Source organism: Sutcliffiella sp. NC1 (assembly GCF_027594365.1).
Taxonomy (GTDB): Bacteria; Bacillota; Bacilli; order Bacillales; family Bacillaceae_I; genus Sutcliffiella; species Sutcliffiella cohnii.
Window position 1 is genome coordinate 4,413,003 of sequence record NZ_CP115153.1, and the last position, 23,054, is coordinate 4,436,056.

The 23,054-nt window shown below is 36.8% G+C and carries 19 protein-coding genes; 1 reads left to right on the forward strand and 18 read right to left on the reverse strand.

Annotation, left to right across the window (positions count from 1 at the left end; all coding sequences use genetic code 11):
- Positions 1 to 26: 26 nt before the first annotated feature.
- The 6 genes from O1A01_RS22750 to O1A01_RS22775 all read right to left on the reverse strand — a co-directional run bounded on the left by O1A01_RS22750 (position 27) and on the right by O1A01_RS22775 (position 8,854).
- Positions 27 to 914, reverse strand: coding sequence for a carbohydrate ABC transporter permease (locus O1A01_RS22750; protein WP_270065097.1), 888 nt, complete (start codon positions 912 to 914; stop codon positions 27 to 29).
- Positions 904 to 3,840: an extracellular solute-binding protein gene (locus O1A01_RS22755; RefSeq protein ID WP_270065098.1), complete on the reverse strand. Its 2,937-nt coding sequence runs from the start codon at positions 3,838 to 3,840 to the stop codon at positions 904 to 906. Before O1A01_RS22755 ends, O1A01_RS22750 begins: the two co-directional genes overlap by 11 nt.
- Positions 3,841 to 3,978: 138 nt before the next feature.
- Positions 3,979 to 5,370: an ABC transporter substrate-binding protein gene (locus tag O1A01_RS22760; protein WP_270065099.1), complete on the reverse strand. Its 1,392-nt coding sequence runs from the start codon at positions 5,368 to 5,370 to the stop codon at positions 3,979 to 3,981.
- Between the two features lie 240 nt (positions 5,371 to 5,610).
- The gene (locus O1A01_RS22765) at positions 5,611 to 6,582 is read right to left on the reverse strand and encodes a LacI family DNA-binding transcriptional regulator (protein WP_270065100.1); all 972 of its coding nucleotides are present in this window, start codon (positions 6,580 to 6,582) and stop codon (positions 5,611 to 5,613) included.
- 234 nt (positions 6,583 to 6,816) lie between these two features.
- On the reverse strand, positions 6,817 to 7,800 hold the full coding sequence (locus tag O1A01_RS22770) for a formylglycine-generating enzyme family protein (RefSeq protein WP_443081791.1): 984 nt from the start codon (positions 7,798 to 7,800) through the stop codon (positions 6,817 to 6,819).
- 118 nt (positions 7,801 to 7,918) lie between these two features.
- Complete coding sequence (locus O1A01_RS22775; protein ID WP_270065101.1) at positions 7,919 to 8,854, reverse strand: TraB/GumN family protein; 936 nt, start codon at positions 8,852 to 8,854, stop codon at positions 7,919 to 7,921.
- A gap of 557 nt (positions 8,855 to 9,411) precedes the next feature.
- Between O1A01_RS22775 and O1A01_RS22780 the strand changes: the two genes are divergently transcribed.
- Positions 9,412 to 10,392: a glycerophosphodiester phosphodiesterase family protein gene (locus O1A01_RS22780; protein WP_270065102.1), complete on the forward strand. Its 981-nt coding sequence runs from the start codon at positions 9,412 to 9,414 to the stop codon at positions 10,390 to 10,392.
- A gap of 397 nt (positions 10,393 to 10,789) precedes the next feature.
- Here the strand turns inward: O1A01_RS22780 and nagB are convergent, their stop codons facing one another.
- From nagB to O1A01_RS22840, 12 genes are all read right to left on the reverse strand, one after another.
- Positions 10,790 to 11,509: a glucosamine-6-phosphate deaminase gene (gene nagB, locus O1A01_RS22785; RefSeq protein WP_270065103.1), complete on the reverse strand. Its 720-nt coding sequence runs from the start codon at positions 11,507 to 11,509 to the stop codon at positions 10,790 to 10,792.
- A gap of 5 nt (positions 11,510 to 11,514) precedes the next feature.
- Complete coding sequence (gene nagA, locus O1A01_RS22790) at positions 11,515 to 12,675, reverse strand: N-acetylglucosamine-6-phosphate deacetylase (protein ID WP_270065104.1); 1,161 nt, start codon at positions 12,673 to 12,675, stop codon at positions 11,515 to 11,517.
- Positions 12,676 to 12,733: 58 nt separating this feature from the next.
- The gene (locus O1A01_RS22795; RefSeq protein ID WP_270065105.1) at positions 12,734 to 13,426 is read right to left on the reverse strand and encodes a copper homeostasis protein CutC; all 693 of its coding nucleotides are present in this window, start codon (positions 13,424 to 13,426) and stop codon (positions 12,734 to 12,736) included.
- A 110-nt stretch (positions 13,427 to 13,536) separates the two neighbouring features.
- On the reverse strand, positions 13,537 to 14,454 hold the full coding sequence (locus O1A01_RS22800; RefSeq protein WP_270065106.1) for a DUF7916 family protein: 918 nt from the start codon (positions 14,452 to 14,454) through the stop codon (positions 13,537 to 13,539).
- Between the two features lie 31 nt (positions 14,455 to 14,485).
- The gene (locus O1A01_RS22805; protein ID WP_270065107.1) at positions 14,486 to 15,208 is read right to left on the reverse strand and encodes a GntR family transcriptional regulator; all 723 of its coding nucleotides are present in this window, start codon (positions 15,206 to 15,208) and stop codon (positions 14,486 to 14,488) included.
- Positions 15,209 to 15,304: 96 nt separating this feature from the next.
- Entirely contained in the window at positions 15,305 to 16,750 is a 1,446-nt protein-coding gene (nagE, locus tag O1A01_RS22810; RefSeq protein ID WP_270065108.1) for an N-acetylglucosamine-specific PTS transporter subunit IIBC, read from the reverse strand.
- 403 nt (positions 16,751 to 17,153) lie between these two features.
- Complete coding sequence (locus tag O1A01_RS22815) at positions 17,154 to 17,648, reverse strand: PTS sugar transporter subunit IIA (protein ID WP_270065109.1); 495 nt, start codon at positions 17,646 to 17,648, stop codon at positions 17,154 to 17,156.
- Between the two features lie 311 nt (positions 17,649 to 17,959).
- Complete coding sequence (locus O1A01_RS22820) at positions 17,960 to 18,448, reverse strand: GNAT family N-acetyltransferase (RefSeq protein ID WP_066420780.1); 489 nt, start codon at positions 18,446 to 18,448, stop codon at positions 17,960 to 17,962.
- Positions 18,449 to 18,665: 217 nt separating this feature from the next.
- Positions 18,666 to 19,457, reverse strand: a complete 792-nt coding sequence (locus tag O1A01_RS22825) for a Cof-type HAD-IIB family hydrolase (RefSeq protein ID WP_270065110.1) — start codon at positions 19,455 to 19,457, stop codon at positions 18,666 to 18,668.
- A gap of 18 nt (positions 19,458 to 19,475) precedes the next feature.
- On the reverse strand, positions 19,476 to 20,183 hold the full coding sequence (locus O1A01_RS22830) for an L-ribulose-5-phosphate 4-epimerase (RefSeq protein WP_066420793.1): 708 nt from the start codon (positions 20,181 to 20,183) through the stop codon (positions 19,476 to 19,478).
- A gap of 137 nt (positions 20,184 to 20,320) precedes the next feature.
- On the reverse strand, positions 20,321 to 21,862 hold the full coding sequence (locus tag O1A01_RS22835) for an FGGY-family carbohydrate kinase (protein ID WP_270065111.1): 1,542 nt from the start codon (positions 21,860 to 21,862) through the stop codon (positions 20,321 to 20,323).
- Positions 21,863 to 21,927: 65 nt separating this feature from the next.
- On the reverse strand, positions 21,928 to 23,004 hold the full coding sequence (locus tag O1A01_RS22840) for an alcohol dehydrogenase catalytic domain-containing protein (RefSeq protein WP_066420783.1): 1,077 nt from the start codon (positions 23,002 to 23,004) through the stop codon (positions 21,928 to 21,930).
- Positions 23,005 to 23,054 lie beyond the last annotated feature (50 nt).

Here is a 23,054-nt window from a genome sequence, read left to right on the forward strand (position 1 = left end):
GAAAATTGGGTAACATGACAATATGATTAGTCTTTTTCTGCAAATAGCTTTCTAGCAATTTTGGCAAATAAGTAGATAAATAATAATAGTAATACGGAAATTGCCGCAGCATATCCCATTTCATAACGGATAAATCCAAAGTCTTCTAAGTGGTTAACCATTAATTGTCCGGAATATTGCGGAGTTGGGTTCGCGCCTGATAGCTCTACACCAATCGCTCCTGCCTGGAAAGTTCCTACTACTGCCATTACTGCTCCAAAGAACATTTGCGGTTTCATGGAAGGAATCGTAATATATATAATTTCCTGGAATCGATTGCTTATTCCATCAATGTAACCAGCCTCAAATACTTCTTTGTTAATATTCAACACTCCAGATAACATGGCTAAAAATCCGACACCCATGCTTCCCCATAACGTTACTAAAATCATAATTGTCATTAAATGATCTGGTGATTGAAGGAACTGAATTGGTTCATAGATAAGGCCCATTCTTATTAAAAGATTATTTAAATAGCCGAATTCGTCACCGCTGAAAATGATTTTCCACACCACTCCCATGGCAACACCAGCTGTCATGGAAGGAGAGAAAATAATTAATGCCAAGATTGTTCTTGGAAGCTTTGAAATTTGTGCAAGTGTCCAAGCTAAGATGAAAGAAAGAATATATCCTCCAGGTCCTACAATAAAAGCAAAGATCAATGTATTAGGTAATACATATTGCATAAAGATATGATCTTGCGTTAGTAGGTTGACGTAGTTTAAAAATCCAACAAAAGTAGGCATTTGGATTGCGTTAAAGTACGTAAACGATAACGCAATCGCAGCAACTACTGGAATTATAATAAACGTAGTGAACAGAATCATATAAGGCGCTAGAAATATAGATGTACTTAAATGCTGTTTAATTTTCATTATCTGTTCCCAGCCACCTTTCTACTTTTTCAATCGTTGGAATCATATATGGCTTCACCACTTTACCGTTTTCCATATAACCGAATTCCTCTAATTTACGTCTCATTTCTCGATCTATCGTTATAACAGAATCATCAACCGCGGAACGAATGTTTTCTCCGTCGAAAACAACCTTATTCCACACGTTACTTATCTCACGCTCTACCATATATGCGTATGGTGTTTTCGGAACTTCTCTTAAATATTCCCATTGCTCTAAAATCGTATCTTTAAAATCATCCGGCCAAGGTAACTGCTTAAAAGCGTTTAAGTTCGCTGTGTTCCACATATACTCTGGTCCGTAAAGTGTTTGTAAGCTTCTCGCATACTCGACTTGCGTTTCGGTAGACGTCCACCATTTCAATACTTCCCAAGCTTCTTCTTGCATGTCCCCTTCAAAGATCATTGAAGCTTGCGCAGAACCAGTTGCCCACCTAGCAACAGATCCATCCTCTTGCTTCACACCTGGGTGTAAGGAAATATCCCACCAACCTGAAATTTCAGGTGCTGCCGCCGTTAGCTGAACATATTCGGAGAATGTTCCAATACCGATTGGCAACGTCGAATATCTAAAGTGATTGTAAAAGTTCGGTACTTGTAAAGGCGTAGAGTAAATTGTATTTAACTCGGCCATAAATTGAATCCCACGTAGCGACTCTTCACTATCGATTGTAGTGCCTATTCCATCTTCTTTATATAAATCTCCACCAAACTGATAAATGTAAGGCGCCGTCGTTTGGAATGGCTTAAATGCTACCGCTCCAGCAATCGGCGTATAATAATTTAAACCATAGCGTTGTAACTCAGGTAAAATACTAATCACGTCATCCCACGTATCTGGAACTGGGATGTTTAAAGAATTTAAAATATCTTTTCGATAAAACTGAACGAAGAAGTCTTGCGTCTCAGGTAGTGCATAAATCGAGTCATCAACGATCAGCGGTAAGAATGCCCCTGGCGAAAATTGTCGTCCTACTTCTTCAAATCCATCAAACTGTCTTAAATCCACTGCCGCTCCACGAATCGCCAGTTCGTACGGAAGCCAGTTACTTATACCTAATGCTAAATCAGGTTGACTGTTCGCGGCACTAGCAAGAATCAGCTTACTTTCATCCGGCATTAATGATAGCTTTACTTCAATTCCCGTCTCAGGTGTAAACTTTTGATCTAACATATGTTGCATTAAGTCTACGAACTGTCTTGGACGGTTCACCCAGATTTCCACTGTTCCTTCTTCTACACTAGAAGTTGCTAAATTATCTCTATTAAATGATAAAAAGAAGTTCGTAATCGAATCTTTTACTCTAGCGAAAATTCCAGCATTCGCTGGCGGTAATTCTTCGTCACCATGTGCGTATATACGATCTAATAAAAGTGGCTGCTTTTGCAGGTCAATCATTAACGTCCCTAATAACTGCGCTGCTGAGTTAGATCCTTCCGAAAGCTCAGACATTCTAAACGGAATTTCATCCGGTTTTGCTGCTAGTGCTTTTAACTTGTCCACACTTATTTTTAAAGAAACACTTTCGGTTGATTCTTTTCCACCACTTATTTCATTTAAATACTTTCTTTCTTCATCTAGACGATTTGCCCAGTCTAGTAATAGTTGCTCAATTCCCGGAAGGTATTCTCCTAAATTCCAATCTCTATTTTGATCCAGCTGGTTACCAGTTAATTTTCGAATCGATAATGAAAGCTCTTCAATCCCTCTCATTGTATCTTCAATTGCGAAAATGACTCTTCCAAACGGAGAAGCGTCTGCTTTTAACGTCAACGTATTCGTTCCTTTATTCAAATAGAATTTATAAGGATTTCCATTCTCATCGCTAACCGTTTCGTTATACCATTTTTTACTGTTATCTAATCTGTATTGTTCTACCTCTTGAAAAGGTACTTTATCGTTCACATAAATTGTTCGAAAAACAGGTGCTCCTGTTTGTTTATCTTGAAATGCTTTAAAAGAAAGATGATAGTATCCTTCTTCTTCCACATTAATTTCCCAAGTTACTGTATCCCCTGAAGTACTCCAAGACTCGCCTCCAAATGTGTTAAGGAGAGACCTTCTCGTATCGTAAGGATGAGCGGAGATACTATTTACTGCAAAAGGTCGAATATACGAGCTATTTTTCTTTAAAGGATGTTCCGCTTCGATAGTATGAAGCTCGGAAACTACCTCTTGATTTGCTTCACTAATATAATCTTCATAATTAGGTATTTGTTCTGGTGAAGTGATATAAGCACTTCCTAATAACATTTCACCCTTTAAATTTGTTAAGGAAATGATATTTTTCCCAGCTTCTAAATAAAACTGAAGCGGTCGTGCGTGAAAATGCTTTGCATCCGTTGCCTTCATTTCATACCATTGCTCAATTGGTTTTTGGTTCGGTACTATTTCATTGTTATAACGATCTAATTCAAATTCATTTACTTCGTTTTCCCAATCTACAGGAAACACAATACGTCTACTCTCGAAATATGGGAATTCTCCATTTACTTTGATTGCACCTTCTATTGGCATAATCAAATCACCGAGTGGATAATAGTCAAACCCGACTTCATACAACCCAGATTCGTCAACTTCCACTTCGAAACTAACCGTTTGTTCATTATCCCAATAGACTACACGATCATTGTAGCCATTGCTTCTTGACTCGTTTAATAGCTGAAGTTCATCTATATTTTCAAAAGAAGTAGGAGAGATAGCACGCTCAAATGGAGCAGTGCTACCTACATTTTTTTTCTCCCATTCGTTGAGGACAAGACGATAATGAGGCTCTATTAATTGTTCGGTCGATTGATCAATAAGATCCCCATTCTCAGCGTGTATAATTGTATTTGGCAACAATAATAGTAATAGTAACGACCATAACAAAGCCTTTTTCTTCATGTCATTACCTCCCTCAACTTTCAATAAAAAATACTTTTTAGAAAAACTAGCTAGTCGCAAGTCATTGTATGGATGCGAACTGGGCTAGTTTTTCTTCTCTAAATTTGAAACTTTTCTTATTTTATCTTTATTAATAGCTTATTTAAGTGCATCCGCACCTTCTTGAAGCTTTTGGTTTGCTAAATCATTTACTTGAGAAATGTAGTCTTCAATCTTCACTTCTCCTCTAATACTTGCATCAATTAATTGACCAATGCTTGCATTCGGAATATCGGCATTTAATTGAACACCTGTTGGCGCATTCCAACGAGCATCAATGTAACCAGGTACGATTTTCGGTAAGTTTGCTACACCGTTATCGATGTGGTTGTAAGCTTCTAAAATTCCAGGTACATCTAATCTTGAGAAGAACTCATCTAGTATTTCTTGATCTGTAGAAATCGGTAAGTTGTTTAACTTCTCACCATTTGCATCTGCAACTTCTAGACGCTTCATGAACCCTTCTTTACCAAATGTCATGAATTTTGTGAAAAGGTACGCTTCTTCTGGGTGTTTAGTAGCTTTAGAGATTCCCATGAAGTCGTTAACTACAACTGTTCTTCCTCCAGGGATACCAACGAAGTCCCAGTTAAAGTCAGATTGCTCGGCCATCCAACCGATAGACCAAGTTCCATCGAAGAATAAACCTACATTACCTTGATTCCAAACTTCTGTCGCATTTTCGCCATTGAAGTTTGCTTTTTGATCATCTGATAACGCTACATCATATACATAGTCGTTAGACACGATGCTATTTGCAAAGTTAATTCCACGAATAAATTCATTGCTGTCTAAGTTAACCTGTCCGTCATTGTAAGTGTAAATCCCCATGTTGTCGTTTGCAGCAGCTGGGTACCATTCGATAATAGAGAATGGTTGGTTTAAACCAATTACACCGTTGTTAATATCTGTTACACTACGAACTGCATCAGAGAACTCATCGATAGACATACCGTATTCTGGGGCATCTAAGTTTTCTCTATCATAAAGATCTTTGTTTACATAGTAACCTAAGAAATGCTGACCAGATGGAAGCGCGATAACTTTATCATCATGGTATAAGACTTCTTTTACAGACTCAGAAATGCTATCAAAATCTGCATCTCCATCAACAATATCACTTAAGTCATATAACCATTCGTTTTGAAGCGCTACAGGAATTTCTGTAATTTCAAAAACGTCTGGTAAGTTCCCCGCACTTGCGGCAGTTGCTAAAGAATCATTCCAAGGATCAGCGATAGACTCGTCGATTTCAATTGTGATATGTGGGTACTCTTCCATGAAAGCTTGAATCATTTGTCTTTCTAAGTTGTTATCTTCTTCAGTACCAAATCTCCAACTAGCAACTTTTAACGTAACTTCTTCTTGACCGTCAGTTACTTTGTCGTTTGAATCATTGTCTTTTCCAGTGTTATCTGTATTGTTCGAAGTACAACCAACAATAAATGCACTCAAGAATAAAACAGAGATTAATAAAGCTAACTTTTTCATCTAAAAATCCCCTTTTCTTATAATATTTATCATTAACCTATAAGGCTAATAATCTTTCTCAAGGAAAAACGCTTACATCTTTACGCATTCAACTGTCCTAAACTTACGTTTTACAACAATTGAATCGTTTCAATTGAAAGGTATATAAAACATCACTTACAATAAATTTAACTACATAATATTTATAGTAAGATGATGATTTGGTTAGATGCTCGTTTAAAAGATTAATAGTTCCTACGCTTAGCTTGAAGATCGTTGGATAAACTCAATAGGCACTTCGGGAATCTCATCCTCATATTGCTTGTCCAACATTTTAAATAAAGTATTTGCTGCAATTTCTCCCCAAAGCTTTTTTTGAATCCGAACTGTTGATAACGGAGGGTCTGCATATTTTGATAATGCAATATCATCAAAACCTACAACAGCCACATCATTCGGTACATGAAAACCGTTTTGCTGTAATGCCTTTATTGCCCCCATTGCCATTTCATCGTTCGCACTTACAAAGGCAGTAGGCATATCATTTTTATTTAGCTCAATGAAAAGCTCCATAGCAAGCAAACCACTGATTTCTGTAAAATTCGCCCTAATGAGGTCACTTTCTCGGAAAGGTAAATTTTTAGCAGATAATGATTCTCTAAATCCTTCTAAACGCTTTTCACCGTCATATGAATTTGTATGTCCTCCAATAAATCCAATTCTTTTATGTCCCTTATTTACTAGATGATTTACTGCAAGGTCCATACCGACCTTGTTTTGTAAAATGACGTTTTTAATAAACTTGTTTTCAATCTCGCGGTCTAAAGTCACAATTGGTAGTTTTTCGTTTGCAAGATCTTCAATTATTTGGTCACCTAAATGGAAATTTAAAATAATCGCCCCATCTACATAGCTTTCAACTAACAATCTATGTTTTTGGTCAGATGCGCAAACTACCATTTCGTATCCATTTTTAATTACAACATCTTGAACACCTTCTAATATTTCATTGAAAAACGGACCAGTAAATCCACTTAGAAAAAATCCGATTACTTCACTTTTATTTTTCTTTAGATTTTTAGCATTAGCGTTCGGACGATATCCAATTTTCTGAGCAGCTTGGATAACTTTTTCCCGAGTTTCTTTTGAAATTAATGTGCTTCCATTAATTGCATAAGATGCGGTGGACACACTAACATTAGCTTCTCTTGCGACATCTTTTAGTGTTGGCAATTTTCCTTCATCCCTTTTAAATATATAATTTAGATGTTCGTAATCCCCCTTGGATTATATTTTTGAAACGTTTCAATAAATAAATTATAATCCAAGTTGAAAACGATTACAATATATGAACATTAAAATTTCTACAAATTTCGCTGTAAATTTCTACAACTTACACAATATTTCAAAAGTTCGTCACTAGATTCTATTGAACTCTCTTTAAGTTTTATTCTATCATTAACATAACTATTCCATATCTACAGCGCATCTAAACCCGATATTTCCAGTTGAGCTATCCGGAGTATTAGCTGTTCTAGCTGCTATTCGGTAACGGTTACAATACGATTGATGGCAAAGATATGACCCACCTTTCATCACTTTGGCCGAACCATTTCTAGGGCCGGTTGGGTTTTCTATTACGTCTTCTATTAGATGTTTGGTAGTAAACCAATCATTTGTCCACTCCCACACATTACCTACTACATTAAATAACCCGTAACCATTCGGAGAGTACGAATTAACTGGTGCTGTAGATAAATAGCCATCTTCTTTTGTATTCTTTTTTGGAAATTCACCTTGCCAAATATTACATTGATGCTTTCCATTTACTAATAAGTCGTTTCCCCATGGATATGATTTATTGTTGAGACCACCCCTCGCAGCATATTCCCATTCCGCTTCTGTAGGTAATCTTTTCCCTGCCCATTTACAATAGGCATTTGCATCATTCCATGAAATATGAATAACAGGATGATCTAGACGTCTTTTAATAGTAGAGTCTGGTCCTTCAGGTTTCCTCCAATAAGCACCTTCCACTACATACCACCAAGGGGTGTCCTGGACCACATTCTGTACTTTCTTTTTCACACTCTCGGAAACCAATAAATGAAATACGAACGACCAACCAAACCGCTCCGCATCTGTTACATAGCCTGTTTCCTTTACAAATTCCTGAAATTGTTTATTCGTCACTGCATATCTGTCAATCGCAAACGGTTTTACGTATACTTTTCTCCTTGGACCTTCTCCATCCCTTGAATAACCTATCTTACTGTCTGTTCCCATAAAAAATTCCCCACCTGGCAATTCTACCAGGCTTTGATTACGTCTAATTTTTTTCTGGTTAGGTATTTGTATCGTAGCCTCTCTGCCTTGATTGGCATTTTCATTGGCACTATCTTTTACCCCCCCACACGTCCTTGATGCAGCACAACATGACTTATTTTTCACTAATAACACTCCCACGTTTTCGAATTAGTACATTGTACGCTTTGTGCAGTTTCTATCTTATCACAAGTAAGTAAAAGGATGGCCAAACTTCTCATTCTACTAAAAAAAGGATTCGGACCTATTGTCCAAATCCACTTTTCACTTCATATCCCTTTTCTCTTAAAACATCTACAATACTATTTTCTCCAACAAGGTGAAGTGTTCCAACGACAACAAAGTAGGTATTATTTTCTTTAGATTGCAAGAACCCCTCTATTTTATTGGCCATTTCTTGATCCCGATCATCGCTTAACGCTTTTTTGTAACGAAGATAGTCTTCACTATCGTAATCTTCAGCTGCACGCATCGATTCAAATGTCTGTTCGTCCCCTTCCACCCAAGCATTAACTAAAGTATCTAATTCTTGGCTGTAATTGTCTTTATTCGCTAACATGTCTTCTAGCATTTTTATTTGCGTTTCCTCTTCTAAAATAGTCATAATTTCTAACTGGGATTGTAAGCTTTCTAGTGCCTCCACTACCTTCTCATCCTCAGCCGCTCGATCTAGAAAATATTGATCAATCCCCAATTCAGCGGAATACCCATTTTGCTCTGCATAATAATTAGTAATTAAATCAGAAACGAAGGCAGGTTTGTACATTGCAATCATGAATTCTTCCAATCCAACAGAGGCTCCTATTGAAACAACTTCATCATACACTTCTGTGGATAGGTGATCCTTTAATGACGTACCATCTTGATAAATAGCAATAGCAGTCATCGCTTGGGCAAGCTCCATTTGATTAATATTATTTATATCCACTTCAACACCTAGCACACTCGCCTTACTATATGCTTCCTCCACTTTTGGATGCATTGGATACATCTCTTCATTGCCAATATGTACAGATCCAAACAAATACACAGTATTGTCTCCTTCACTTACTTTATAAAAAACACCTAGCGACCCATCCTCAGTCAAAGTCTCATGATCAACTTTCTCTTGATCCGAGGAACACGCTACTAAACCAACCATTAGTAAGACTAGCAAAAAAATCGAAAAAAACTTTTTCATCTGAACCCCCATCTTGAGACTGATTTCATGCCCCACATTAATTAATGTAAACCTCTTTTTTCGACCTACCTTATACTTATTACGAGACTTCCCTCCTAAAAGTTTCATAAAATTGGAAACGGAGTGTGGAGAAATAGATGGTGATATAAAAAAACTAGCTGAAGCTAAGTAATTCTGCACGTTTGTTAAATAAATTCGACTACTTGTTAAGTAAATTCCGCGACTAGTTAAGTAAGACTCACTATCTGCTAAGTAAATTCTGCAACTTGTTAAGTAAATTTGAAAACCTGTTAAGTAATTTCGAAAACTTGTTATGTAATTCTGAATACCTGTTAAGTAATTCTCCTAACTTGTTAAGTAAATTTCAAAACCTGTTAAGTAATTTCGAAATATCAACACTATAATAACTACAACATTAAGCAATTCGTTCAAAAAGTTAAAGGTAACGACTACAAAACATAGTAAATCGGCCTTTTCTTCACTCTATCAACCTTGTATTTACCGCACCAAAGATATATTGTTATATAAAATAATTTACGCCAACGGAGGTGCTCAATATGAAAATTAAAAAGTTTATAAAAAGATTTATATTTTTCATTGTCTTATTAACATTATTTGTATTCTTCAATAATAGTTCGATTTTTACAAAGGATCGTACCGGAGATCCTATTCTTTTGGCACACCGTGGATTGGCACAAACTTTCCCAATGGAAGGGATTACTGGTGAAACTTGTACTGCGGAGATAATTTACGAGCCAGAGCATCCTTATTTAGAAAATACGATTCCGTCAATGGAAGCAGCATTTGAACATGGTGCAGACATCGTCGAGTTGGATATTCATCCTACGAAAGATGGGGAGTTTGCCGTATTCCACGATTGGACTTTGGAGTGTAGAACGGATGGTGAAGGGGTAACACGAGAGCACACGATGGCAGAACTAAAACAACTCGATGTTGGCTACGGTTACACTGCCGATAACGGAGAAACATACCCGTTTCGCGGAAAAGGAGTTGGCCTAATGCCGACACTCGGTGAAGTGTTAGAAGCATTTCCTGACAAACAACTTTTAATCCACATTAAAAGTAACGACGCAAAAGAAGGAGTACAACTAGCAAACTATCTTGCAAAATATCCAAACATATTGGAAAACGTTGCAGTCTACGGCGGCGATTTACCGATTGCGACGCTAAAAGAAGAAATGCCGCAAATGCGCGTTATGTCGAAAGAAACGTTAAAAAGCTGTCTTATTCCTTATTTAGCAGTCGGGTGGACAGGCTATATGCCGGATGCTTGTAAAAATACGCAACTTCACATACCGGAAACATACGCACGAATTCTTTGGGGATATCCAGAGGAATTTCTAAATAGAATGGACGCTGTTGACACAAAGGTGATTCTCGTTGCCGGTTCCGGAAATTGGTCCGAAGGTTTTGATCAAGAAAAAGATTTAGAACGACTACCTAAAAATTATAACGGTGGAATTTGGACTAATCGGGTAGATGTGATTAGCCCGCTATTTGTCAATTCCACTAAATAACGTCATGAAATAACTCCGCTACAGTTCATGCTGTTGAAGTAGTCTATCTCTTATACACAATTATAAAATTCTGGAACCTTTGACCTGTTAACATGACCAAAGTGAATTAATTGATATAACAGGAACCATGAACATATAAAGAGTTGCTTACCTCCTCTATTACTGTTCGATTCCTTAAGGCAATATATAGAGTGAAAGGTATCAGTAAAATAAATTGTATGAAATACTACTAAGAAGAGGAAGTGGTATTTCATGTTCTCTTCTATTTTGGAGAATTAAAGGAATAGTAAGCTAATTGAAAGCAAAGAAATCGGCTGGCATTAATCGGATAAGATACCGATTACAGCCAGCCAGCAACCTATTAAAAATATTTGGTTATACCAAAACCAATGTTCATTTACTGCCAAGCAGCTTCATCCGCAATAACAATAACATTTGGATGTTCCATTAGAATGGACGCTGGTACATCCTCGCTGACAGGTCCATCTAATAATCTTGCTAATGCTTCTGCTTTTTGTTCGCCGGATACAAGCAATAAAATCGTTTTGCTTTCCATAATTGTTTCAATACCCATCGTAATCGCCTGCGTTGGAACATCGGCTAAAGTATCGAAGAATCTTGCATTCGCTAGACGAGTTGATTCTGCTAAGTCAACCACATGCGTTCTGCTTGTAAATGGTGTACCTGGCTCATTAAATCCGATGTGACCATTGACTCCAATGCCTAACACTTGAATATCGATGTGACCAGCTTGTTCAATTAGCTTTTCATACTGCTCGCATTCTTTCTTGATATCGTCCGCACTTCCATTAGGTAAATGATAATTTTCTGGACGAATATCCAAATGCTTAAAAAGCTTTTCTTTCATATAAGTGTAATAACTATTAACATTATGTTTATCAAGACCAATATATTCATCAAGGTTAAACGTCGTAACATCCTTAAAAGAAACCTCGTTCTGTTTGTAAGCATCGATTATATATTTATAGAGCCCCTCTGGAGTCGACCCTGTTGCCAATCCTAACACTGGATTTTCAACTGAATTTACTTTTTCTAAAATAATAGAACAAGCTCGTTTACTCATTTCTTCATAATTTTTTACTTTTACTATTTTCATTTTCATCATCCTTTATTTGCTATTACACCGCGGCATATGGTGTAATGTATTTTCATTTGATCGTTAACTAATAACATGTCAGCATCTTTTCCAATAGAAAGACTACCTTTTCGGTCATATATGCCGATTTGCTTCGCTGGATTTACGCTAGCCATTTGGATAATATCTCTAATCTCAACACCATCAAGCTGGAGCATCACTCTAGCTGCTTCATTCATTTTTAAAACACTTCCCGCCAACGTACCATTCGGTAAAAGAGCACGATCCTCTGTTACCACGACCGGCTGTCCACCAAGTTCGTACTCCCCTGGTTCCAATCCTTTCGCTCGCATCGAATCTGTAATTATAATTAGTCGCTCACTACCAATAGTTTGAAAGATAAGCTGCATCATCTCTGGAACTACGTGAATACCATCCGAAATCAACTCCGCACTTAATTCCTTCAATTGAAATGCGGCTCCGACAGCACCAATATCACGATGATGAATCCCGGTCATTGCATTGCATAAATGGGTAACTTGACGAACTCCTTGTGAAGCAGCTTTTTTCATCCCTTCAAAACCAACATCCGTATGTCCCGCTGATACATTCACGCCTGATTGGGATAACGCTTTTATAAATTCACCCTTCTCGTCATGTTCAGGGGCCATCGTAATGGTTTTAATCATGTTTCCCGACAACAATTGCCATTTTTGAAACAGCGCCAAGTCTGGTTTCATAATATACTGTTCAGGCTGCGCACCTTTTCGTTTTTTTTCCACAAATGGACCTTCGAGATGAATTCCTATTATTTCAGCATGTCCAGGTTTATTTTGATATGACTCGATATTTATTAATGCCTTCTCAATACTTTTCTTTGATTGGGTGATGGTCGTCGGAAGAAAACTCGTTGTTCCTTCTAACGGTAAATGGGAAGCCATTTTTTCTAATGCTTCTGGTGTAGCATCCATCACATCACTTCCATATCCACCGTGAATATGACCATCAATAAAACCAGGAATTAAATGAAGTTTTGTTCCATCAATGACTTGTGTATTTTCTGGTATATTTTTAGGCTCATGTGAAAAAATACCCACGATTCGTCCGTCGTTTATATACAAATATCCTTTGCTAAGCGTTTCTTTTTCTGCATAAACCGTGGCATTTTTAATTAAAATAGGATTCAACTTTCTTCCAACCTTTCCTCCAAATTGGAGTTAAAATTTGAGATTTCGCGACAGCACTTTATAATAAATTATTAAGCACCTGGTCAACTGCATTTTTAGAAAACCCATTCGCAAAAGAGCTCTCAATCCTTACAGCACTCCCAAAATGGTACTGTTCAGCACCTACTGTTTCATGGATATAAGCAATGTTATCTGGTGATAGGCCTGAACCTGGCATGATAATAGGACCATCTTGTTCATGTGATAGTTTAACTAATTTAGCTAACTTGTCCTTTCCTTTCATACAGTTTGACTCTCCACCTGAAGTAAGAATTCGTTTTACATGTTGTTTGTACTTCAACAAAGTGTGATACGCTGCTTCTTGGGACACAACTTCATCAAACGCACGGTGAAACGTTATATTAATAGTTGGGAATTTCACAATAATTTCATTTAGCATCTCTTCATTCACTGTACCGTCCTTATGAATGGCACCAAAAACAATTCGATTGCTACCAAGTTCCGTAATCATGTGGATATCTTCACAAATTACGTTAAATTCGTCTTTTGTATAGGAGAAATGGTAACTGTGGGGACGAACCATTATTTGTACAGGTATTTTAACACTTTCCATTACCTGCTTAATCGTTCCGTAACTCGGAGTAAGGCCACCCTCTTTCATTGCTGATACCAATTCCAACCGATGAGCCCCTAATTTTTCTGCCTCCATTGCCTCTAGCTTGTTTTGTACAATCAATTCTAATACTTTCATATCTTACACCGTCCTCTTTTTGAACCCCACCATTCAATGGTACACAAAAAGGAACAATCTAAAAGGTAAAAACTTTCAGATTGCCTTCATGTATAAAAGCCTTCTACTTTCTACCGGTTTATAGATGCTGCCATTCGAACGTAAGTATGGCGTCTTCCTCTGATGGCAATCGAATAGGTCATAATGTTTTCTGGAACAGCAATTCCGTAAAAGCCAGTATCTCCAATATGATAAATATCTGCTCCGGCCATTTTACTATTAAGAGCAATTTGGCGAATCGTTCCTTCATCGGCTCCTTCTTGGCTTGTCCCGATTGTAAGCATCGCTAATGCCCCTTTTGAGTGAACGAACTGAACATATTTCTCAGCAGTTTGCAATGTTATTCCTGGTACAGTTCCGGGAGCCGGCATCAGAATGACATCAGCGCCCGCTTCAATAAAGCTATTTAAAGCAGCCTCTGAAATTATACTGCTACCTGTTTCATTTACTACACCTGCACCATGCATTTTACCGGCGATAATTAATCCATCTTCTCCGAACACTTCACGTGCTTTTTGGATAGCCACAACGGTCGCATCATTTGTTACACCCGTTTTTGGATTCCCAGTTAAGCAAACAAAATCAAATCCCAATTTTTTTGCTTCTCTTAGTGTTTCTTCTGTAGCCATTCTACCTTTTGATACAGAATCTAACTTTTCAATTTGTTCCGCTTGGAAATCCACCGGTTCTAAATTCACCCCAACCGGACGACCCGTTAGTTCTTTTACCTTTTGAACGATTGATTCACCTTCAGCTGCTTCATAACCTTCAACAGATGGCCTAAACACATCAAATAAATTTAGTAGTAATAAATCAGCACCGAATGCAGCGGCAAGCTCCGCATTCGTAACACTTGGATATAATGGGGGAACAGTAGCCATTGTCTCTGATAGCATAACTCTTCCCTCACATGCGCGAATAGAATTTTTTAAATCTTGACCTGTCATTTTTTGAAAATCTGAAGCTGTACAATCTAGTAGTCTTTTCACAAAAACACTCCTTTTCTATACAGGTTATCTATTATCCCTTTATTTTCATCTTCACTTTATAGTAATCTCCCCGAAAGTAGGATTCTGCGTATTCTAAAGGTTTTTCATTTTCTGAATAACCTATTCGAGAAATATAAAGTATAGGATGACCAACTTTAACACCTAACGCTTTAGCTTCTTCTTGGAAAGCGACCTTCGCTTCTATTTCATGTTCAGCTGAAAAAAACGAAAGTCCACTTTCACGTTCTATATATCGATAGATTGACTGTTCCGCCATTTCCTTCGTTAAACTTGGAACGAGATCAACAGAAGTATAAAAGATTTGATAGGCTATTGGTATGTCATCCCCGAATCGCAATCTCGTCACTTCGTACACAGGGGAACCTTCTTCTATTCCTAACTTCGTCGCCATAAACTTATCTGCAGAGATAATGTTAAAGTCTAATACTTTTGTTGTCGGTACCATACCTCGAGCACGCATTTCTTCTGAAAAACTTGTTAAAAAGTTTAAACTTTGTTCAAGCTTCTTAATAGCAACAAAAGTACCTTTTCCACGTTTACGTTCTAAATAACCTTCACTCGTCAGATTATTCATAGCCTGCCTAACTGTCATTCGGCTAATACCGTACTTCTCAGCATATTCACGTTCAGAAGGAACAACATCTCCAGGTTTTAATTCCCTTGTATCAATCATCTCTTTTATCAAGTTTTCCAATTGAAAATAAATTGGCACAGGAGATTCTTTGTTTATCATCCTAATAGAACACGCCCTTTCTTTAAACATTGCACAAACTACACTAAGTATGAGCTTATGATTTAAAGGGTGCCCAAAGAATTGGGCACCTGTACTTTATTTCTTATGAATTTTCTTCATCTCATCCGCTACAAATTGTACTTGGGTTCCAACAACAACTTGTACATTGTTTTTTCCTGTTACCACAACACCAGCTACACCTGTAGCTTTTATTTTATTTTGATCAATGGCTGATGAATCTTTTACATCTAGTCTTAATCTTGTTACACAGTTATCAATTGCAGTAACATTTTCTTCTCCACCTAAACCTTCATAAATCTTCGTTGCCATTGTAGCAAATTTATTATCACCCGTTTCTGAAGCTTCTTCTGTCTCTTCTTCTACTTCTTCTCCCCTACCAGGAGTTTTAATATCAAGCTTTGTTATTAAGAATCTAAAAACTACATAGTAGATAACGAAGAATACTGCACCTTGTAGTAATAACATGTACGGCTGATTAGCCATTGGTAACCTTGAACTTAAGATAAAGTCAACAAGACCTGCACTAAATCCAAATCCTGCTGTCCAGTTAAACGTAGCTGCGATAAACATCGATAAACCGGTTAATGCAGCGTGAACAACATATAATAATGGCGCTGCAAACATAAAAGCAAATTCGATTGGTTCTGTCACCCCAGTGAAGAAGGAAGCAAAACCACCAGCAAGCATTAAGGAAGCTACTTGCTTTTTACGTTTTGTTTTAGCTGTATGATACATAGCTAATCCAGCTGCAGGTAGACCAAACATCATAATAGGGAAGAATCCAGCTTGATACATTCCCGTAATCCCTTTCACACCAGTTCCTGCCCAGTAGTTTCCGATATCATTAATACCCGCTACATCAAACCAGAACACAGAGTTCAGTGCGTGGTGTAAGCCAATAGGAATTAATAATTTATTAAGGAAACCATAAATACCAGCACCAACCGCACCAATTGTACTAATACCTTCCCCGAATTGTACTAGCCCTGTATACACTACAGGCCAAATAAAGAATAATACCGCTGAAACTACAATCATTAGTGCAGATGTCATAATTGGTACAATTCGTTTACCACTAAAGAACGCTAGTGCGGCCGGTAATTGCACGTGACTAAAACGATTAAACATAATAGAAGCGGCAATACCTGATAAAATCCCAATAAATGCATTTTGAATTTTTCCAAAAGCAGGGTCAACTTCTGCTGGATCAATACCTTGTAAAAGTGCTACTGAATCTACAGAAAGTAATGTAGTAATTACTAGATAAGCAACTAGTCCACTTAATGCAGCTGCTCCGTCTCTATTTTTCGACATACCGAGTGCAATCCCGACCGCGAATAAAATTGGAATATTATCAATGATTGAAGAACCAGCTTTAATTAAAAATGCAGCTGTAGCACTTTCAGACCCCCAACCAGATGGATCGATCCAATAACCAATCCCCATTAAAATTGCTGCAGCAGGTAATACTGCAACCGGTAACATTAAAGATCGCCCAATACTTTGGAGATATTTCATCATTTGTAATTCCTCCTTATGAAAGTTTAGTGAAATAGTAAGTAAATTACGGAAACTATAAAAAATCAAAATACCTATGACTTATAAATTATTGTGCAAACAAATACAATTTTCAATACCGCAGGAATACGCTTACATTATTGCATTATAGTATTTCCGTAAATTTTTTATTTCAATATAATTTTAAACTATATAAAACTAGTTGTATATACCAATTTTTATACATTTTGTGAACTATATAAAATCGCAACTCTCAAGTCCTTGGACGAACCGACATCTTGCGCTAGCTTCCTATGAGTAACACCTCATTAGTAGAGTATACGTTCCATATAGTATAAGTACTTTCATATAATAAAAATAGGATAACAATAAACGATTATGTTATATTGTCATCCCTTATATATAATTATTTAATAACTGAAAGTATGCGTTCTTGACCAGCTGTTACATTCACGACACTTTCCTTTTGAATTTCTTTACATAAATCTGTATTCGTAATAATAATTGGTGTTATCGTACTTTTGGCTTTTGCTTGGACGATGGAAAGGTCAAAACTTATTAGCTTATCACCTACGCTAACTCGACTTCCTTCTTGAACGTGGGCAGTAAAACCTTCTCCGTTCATTTGTACTGTTTCTAATCCAATATGAATAAGAATTTCTACACCATTAGATGTTTCAATCCCTACAGCATGTTTGGTTGGAAAAACTTGAACTATCTTACCATCTACAGGAGATACCACCATACCACTTGTCGGTTTAATCGCAATCCCTTCACCCATCATTTTTTCAGCAAATACCGGGTCAGGTACTTCTTCTAGCGGAACAACTTCACCTGTTAAAGGAGCATAAACCGAATTGTCACTTGCTTCCTTTTTTCTATTAAATAATTTCTTAAACATATTAACCCACCTTTTACTATAGTATAAATGAAATTATGTAGTAATTTATCTTAAAATTGGTTTAACTGATAAAGTAGTGTACAGCAACACAATTTAAAAGTAAAGAAATTGGGTATGTTATAGATTTCGTCACGCCTGGAAAAGTCGCGTATCTAACCGCAAAATGGAAAAAGAGCAGAAGTTCTCCTATTTTAAACCAAAAGAGAAACGATAAACAATGATGTTCCTCTACTAAAATAACAGAATAACCACTACCCTTCACGTGCCAGGTAGTGGTTATTACTTTTGCAAATATTAAACTGCAATAATTTTTATACAACAAACGTCTGAATCAAACATGGCTCATCATCAATGTGGTCTTCTTTTTCCTCATACTGAATATCGAGTTCACTATAAAGTTTTTTCCAGAACGAAACGGCAGGTTGGTTGTCGATTAGCTCCATGACAAAATATTTTCCAGGCTTCTCTTTAAAAAGCTGCTTTACGGCTTCTCTTCCCAAACCTTTTCCTTTATATTTGTTTAAAATAAAGATGTCATTAATGCCAAAGTCATTCAGTGCTTTTAAAAAAGGGCGTTCTAGTAGCAGAATAAAGCCTATAATTCTTTCTTCTAGTTTGATAAAATATGGAACGATTCCTTCCACTTCCCAAAATTTTTCAAATCCATCGAACTCAAAGTATCCTTCTTCGCTGATTTCAAGTGTAGAAGTGAATTTTGATAGGTCATGAAGGTATAACGAATAAAAATTTCTTAAAACATCCTTTTCAGATTGTAAAACTTCGTGTAAAGTTATAGACATTTTTGCATATACCCCTTTCTTATTAGCAAAGTAAACGAATCCCTTGTATGTTCATTTAGAATCCTTTTCATTCCCATCCCTATTTTTCAAAAATTCTGTATCCTTATTTTCTATTATAATACAATTTTGCTTTCGTTTTCTTAAAAATTCAGAAGAAAGTCTTTACCAAAAAAATAAAACCAGGCATCTGCCTGGTTCTTGTTTTTAATTATGTCGTTTATGCTCCAAAAATATATTTTTCTATTGCATAGGCAACTCCATCATCATCATTTGATGTTGAAACAAAATCTGCTGCTTCTTTCACTTCCTGTGGCGAATTACCCATAGCTACTGACAAATTTGCTACGTGAAACATCGCTATATCATTATAACTATTTCCCATCACAACAACCTCGCTTTGGGATATCTTTAACATACTCATTAACTGTTCTATAGCTAACCCTTTCGATACATTGCTATGCATAATATCTAAATAAATATCATCCGATCTAGTAATATACATAACTTTATTATATTTACCATGCAGTATCTCGAAGGCATCTTCAATTTTTTCAGCTGTATGAGAGTATATTATTTTATAAATATCCTTTTCTTCATCAATCGTATCGATTAATTTTGCATGAAGTTTCTCTAGGTCATAATGAACTTTTACCATCCTTTCATGAAAAGTATGAACCTCTTCATTAAGGTATAAGCTTATAGAATATTCATTTTCCATTCCATATTCAATTATTTCTTTTGCAAAATTCGTAGGTAATACCGTTGAAGAATATACTTTTTTAGTAACTGGACATTTTACTAAAGATCCGTTAGTCGCAATGATAGGAGTATTGATCTCTAATTCTTTTGCATACGGATAGATGGATTCAAAAGGCCTTCCACTCGCTAACGCGACATTAATTCCTCTACTCTTTAATTTGTTAATTGCTTCCTTATTTTTATCAGAAACTTGATGGTTATCATCTAGTAAGGTGCCGTCCATGTCAAGTACTACTAATTTATACTGCATTTTATCACCCTTACTTTTTTAATTATTTACCTTTTGGCTTTTCTGACCGTAATAAGCATTTTTACCATGTTTTCTTAAAAAATGTTTATCTAGAAGATGATGATCCATCTGTTCAGCGTGAGGAGATAGGCTTTGCGTGTAAAATGCCAACTTAGCAATTTCCTCCATAATGACAGCATTTTCAACAGCCTTCATTGGATCTTTTCCCCAATTAAAAGGACCATGACTATGTACAACAACGCCCGGAATATCATTTGGATTTAAGTTTTTAAATGTTTCTACAATTACATCCCCAGTATTCTTTTCATATTCAGTTGCAATTTCCAATGGCGTTAATGGTCGAGTACAAGGTATATCTCCATAAAAATAGTCAGCATGGGTAGTACCAAAAGTAGGTATTGCTCTACAAGCTTGTGCCCACTTCGTACACCACGGTGAATGAGTATGGACGACTCCACCTATTTCTGGAAATGCCTTGTATAAAACTAAGTGTGTTGCCGTATCGGATGAAGGGTTCAGATCTCCCTCCACCTTATTACCGTTTAAATCAATGACTGGTAAATCACTAGGTTTTAATTTTTCATACGGGACTCCGCTCGGCTTTATTACAACAAGCCCTTGTTCACGATCAATAGCACTCACATTTCCCCAAGTATAAATAACTAGGTTTCTTTTAGGTAGTTCTAAATTTGCTTGTAAGACTTTTTCTTTTAATTCCTCTAACATTTTAATCACTCCGTTTCTAAAACAAAGTAAATTACTTTAATTTCTCATTCACAATTTAATAGGCTTCCAAAAGAAAAGTAGGTTGGATTGTGTGAATCTTCCCCTACTTTTTTGATAGTTTACTAGTATTTATAAAGTTATTTATTTTCAATAGCTGTTACTGTTTTCATTATTTGTTGCGTGTTTTCATAAAGATTTATATATTGCTCATAATACTGATCGTATTTCAGTTTATTTTCAACATTAGGTTGAATAACTTCATCAAATTCTAGCCAATCTTTTAAAACATTCGGGTCAGAAATAACTCCTGTTGCAATGCCAGCTAGCACAGCGTCCCCTAATGGAGCTTCTACGTCATTTTTAATAATTCGAACTGGGTACCCTGTAACATCTGCATATATTTGTGGCCAGTTCATCGATTTAGAGCCGCCACCAACAATAATTAGTTCTTTATCAAGCTTCGCCTCAGTCCCTAATACCATTTCCATGTTATGACGTAATGAATAAGCTACACCTTCCATAAAGGCTTTATATAAATGTCCCTTCGTATGGACTAAACTTAGCCCTAGAATTAATCCGCGGGCATTACTATCCCAAATCGGACTTCTTTCACCCATGAAGTATGGAAGAACTAACAATCCGTTTGAACCAGCCGGAATGTCTTTTGCTTTTAAATCTAGCAAAGTATAAGCATTAATATCTAATTTCTCTTCCACTTCTAATTCTTCTGTTCCAATTACATCTCTAAACCATCGTAATATAGCACCTGCTGTTGCAGCTCCTCCGAATGTATAGATAATATCGCTAGAATCTACACAGTGAGGCATGCTAACTAAATTTGGAGATAAATTTGGTTTTTCCGTAATAAAGCCCCAACACATAGAAGTTCCTAGCATCGCTACATGGTTACCTTCAGCAAGAGCACCAGCCCCCATTGTTGCTACTGGGGCGTCGACACCACCACAAATAACCGGCGTTCCTACTTTTAGGCCTGTTTTTTCAGATGCTTCTTCTGTAATTCCTCCAACAATATCCGTACACTCTACAAGCCTTTCCGGCATAAACTTAAAAGGAATACCTAAGTTTTCACACATTTCCTCAGACCATTTTCTTTCCTTAAGGTCAAACACACCGCCTACATTTCCTGCCGATGAATAATCTACCGCTACCTCACCAGTTAATGTATAGACGATATATGGAGCCGGTGGTAAGAAGTACTCTATTTGCTCCCATACTTTCGGTAAATTATTTTTAATCCATAACATTTTTGTAAAACCAAAATATGAGTTAACAGAATTACCCGTTACATGAAACAACTTATCAAGATCAATATTTTCTTTTACCCACTTTACTTCCTCTTCTGCACGTCTATCCATCCATATTAAACAAGGAGCTAACGGCTTCATATTTCTATCTACAGGGATACCGGACCCTCCGTATAAACTACTAATCGCCACACCTTTAATCTGTTCAGGATCTACATTTGATTTTTCCACTACTGACCTTATCGTAAAATTAGTTGCCTCTTCCCAAGGTCCAGGCCATTGTTGAGCCCAGGAAGGTTTCGGTGTTTCTACATCATAACCTTTATAGCTATGTGCTAACACTTTTCCCTTCGGATCAATAAGGACCGCTTTCGTCCCTTGGGTACCGATATCAACACCAATTAAGTATTCCATTTAATCACCCTTCATTCGCAAGTTTGCTCTAGTTAAAATCCAATAAATTAGTATGATTTTTTGTGTTAGGGCTTAAGTAATACTTTAATAGCTTCTGGGTGATGAGCCATTTCCATCGCTTCAGCAAATTCTTCTACTTTAAAGCTGTGTGTTACAATACCTTCCGCTGTAAGTAATTTACGTTCGAATAAGTCAATTGCTACCGGATACGTATATGGCCCTAAGTGAGATCCTCTAATATCTAATTCTTTTCTATCCCCGATAACACTCCAATCAGTTGTTACCTCTGAACCGAATACACTAAACTCGATAAATCTACCTAGTCTTCTAATCATTTCTAACCCTTGTGTTACTCCACTTGGATGCCCTGATGCTTCAATGTAAACATCACAACCATAACCGTCTGTTAAATCTTTTACTATTTTGATTGCATCTTCTTTTGCTGGGTTAATAACAATATCCGCACCAAGCTTTTTCGCAACAGCTAATCTTTTCTCATTTAAATCTAAAACAACTAATTTTTTAGGCGTTTTTAGAGCAATTAATTGCACCATACATAAACCTAAAGTTCCCGCACCTGCTAACACGACAACGTCTTCGAATTCAATGGAAGCTCTTTGAACTGTATGCACAGCACATGCCATTGGTTCTACTAAAGCAGCTTCTTCTGCTGTTACACCGTCCGTAATTTTATATATTCTAGCTGTACTGCTAAATTTCATATACTCTGCCATTGCACCTTCTGCAACATCTTTTTGGAAACCGTAAATATTGTGAATATCACACATCCAATATTTACCCGTTGTACAAAACTTACATTTACCACAAGGGTTAATTTGGTCCGTTGTCACTCGATCTCCCACTTTTAATCCATGCTTTTCAGCAGCACCTTCCCCTAACTCTGCCACTACTCCATAAAATTCATGTCCTGGTACTACTGGTGCTTTCATCCAAGGATCTTCTCCGCCCCAATACATCGCTGAGCCATGATATGCTTTTAAATCACTTCCACAAATACCACAAGCTTCTACTTTAATTACGACCTCATCTCTTCCAGCTCTTGGTGTAGGTACTTCCTCTACACGGTAATCTTCCGGACCATGTGCTACGACTGCTTTCATTGTTTCTGGTAATATTGACATAATGTACAGCTCCTCTTGTGTTAGAATTTTCAATATTTTTAAAGCGCTAT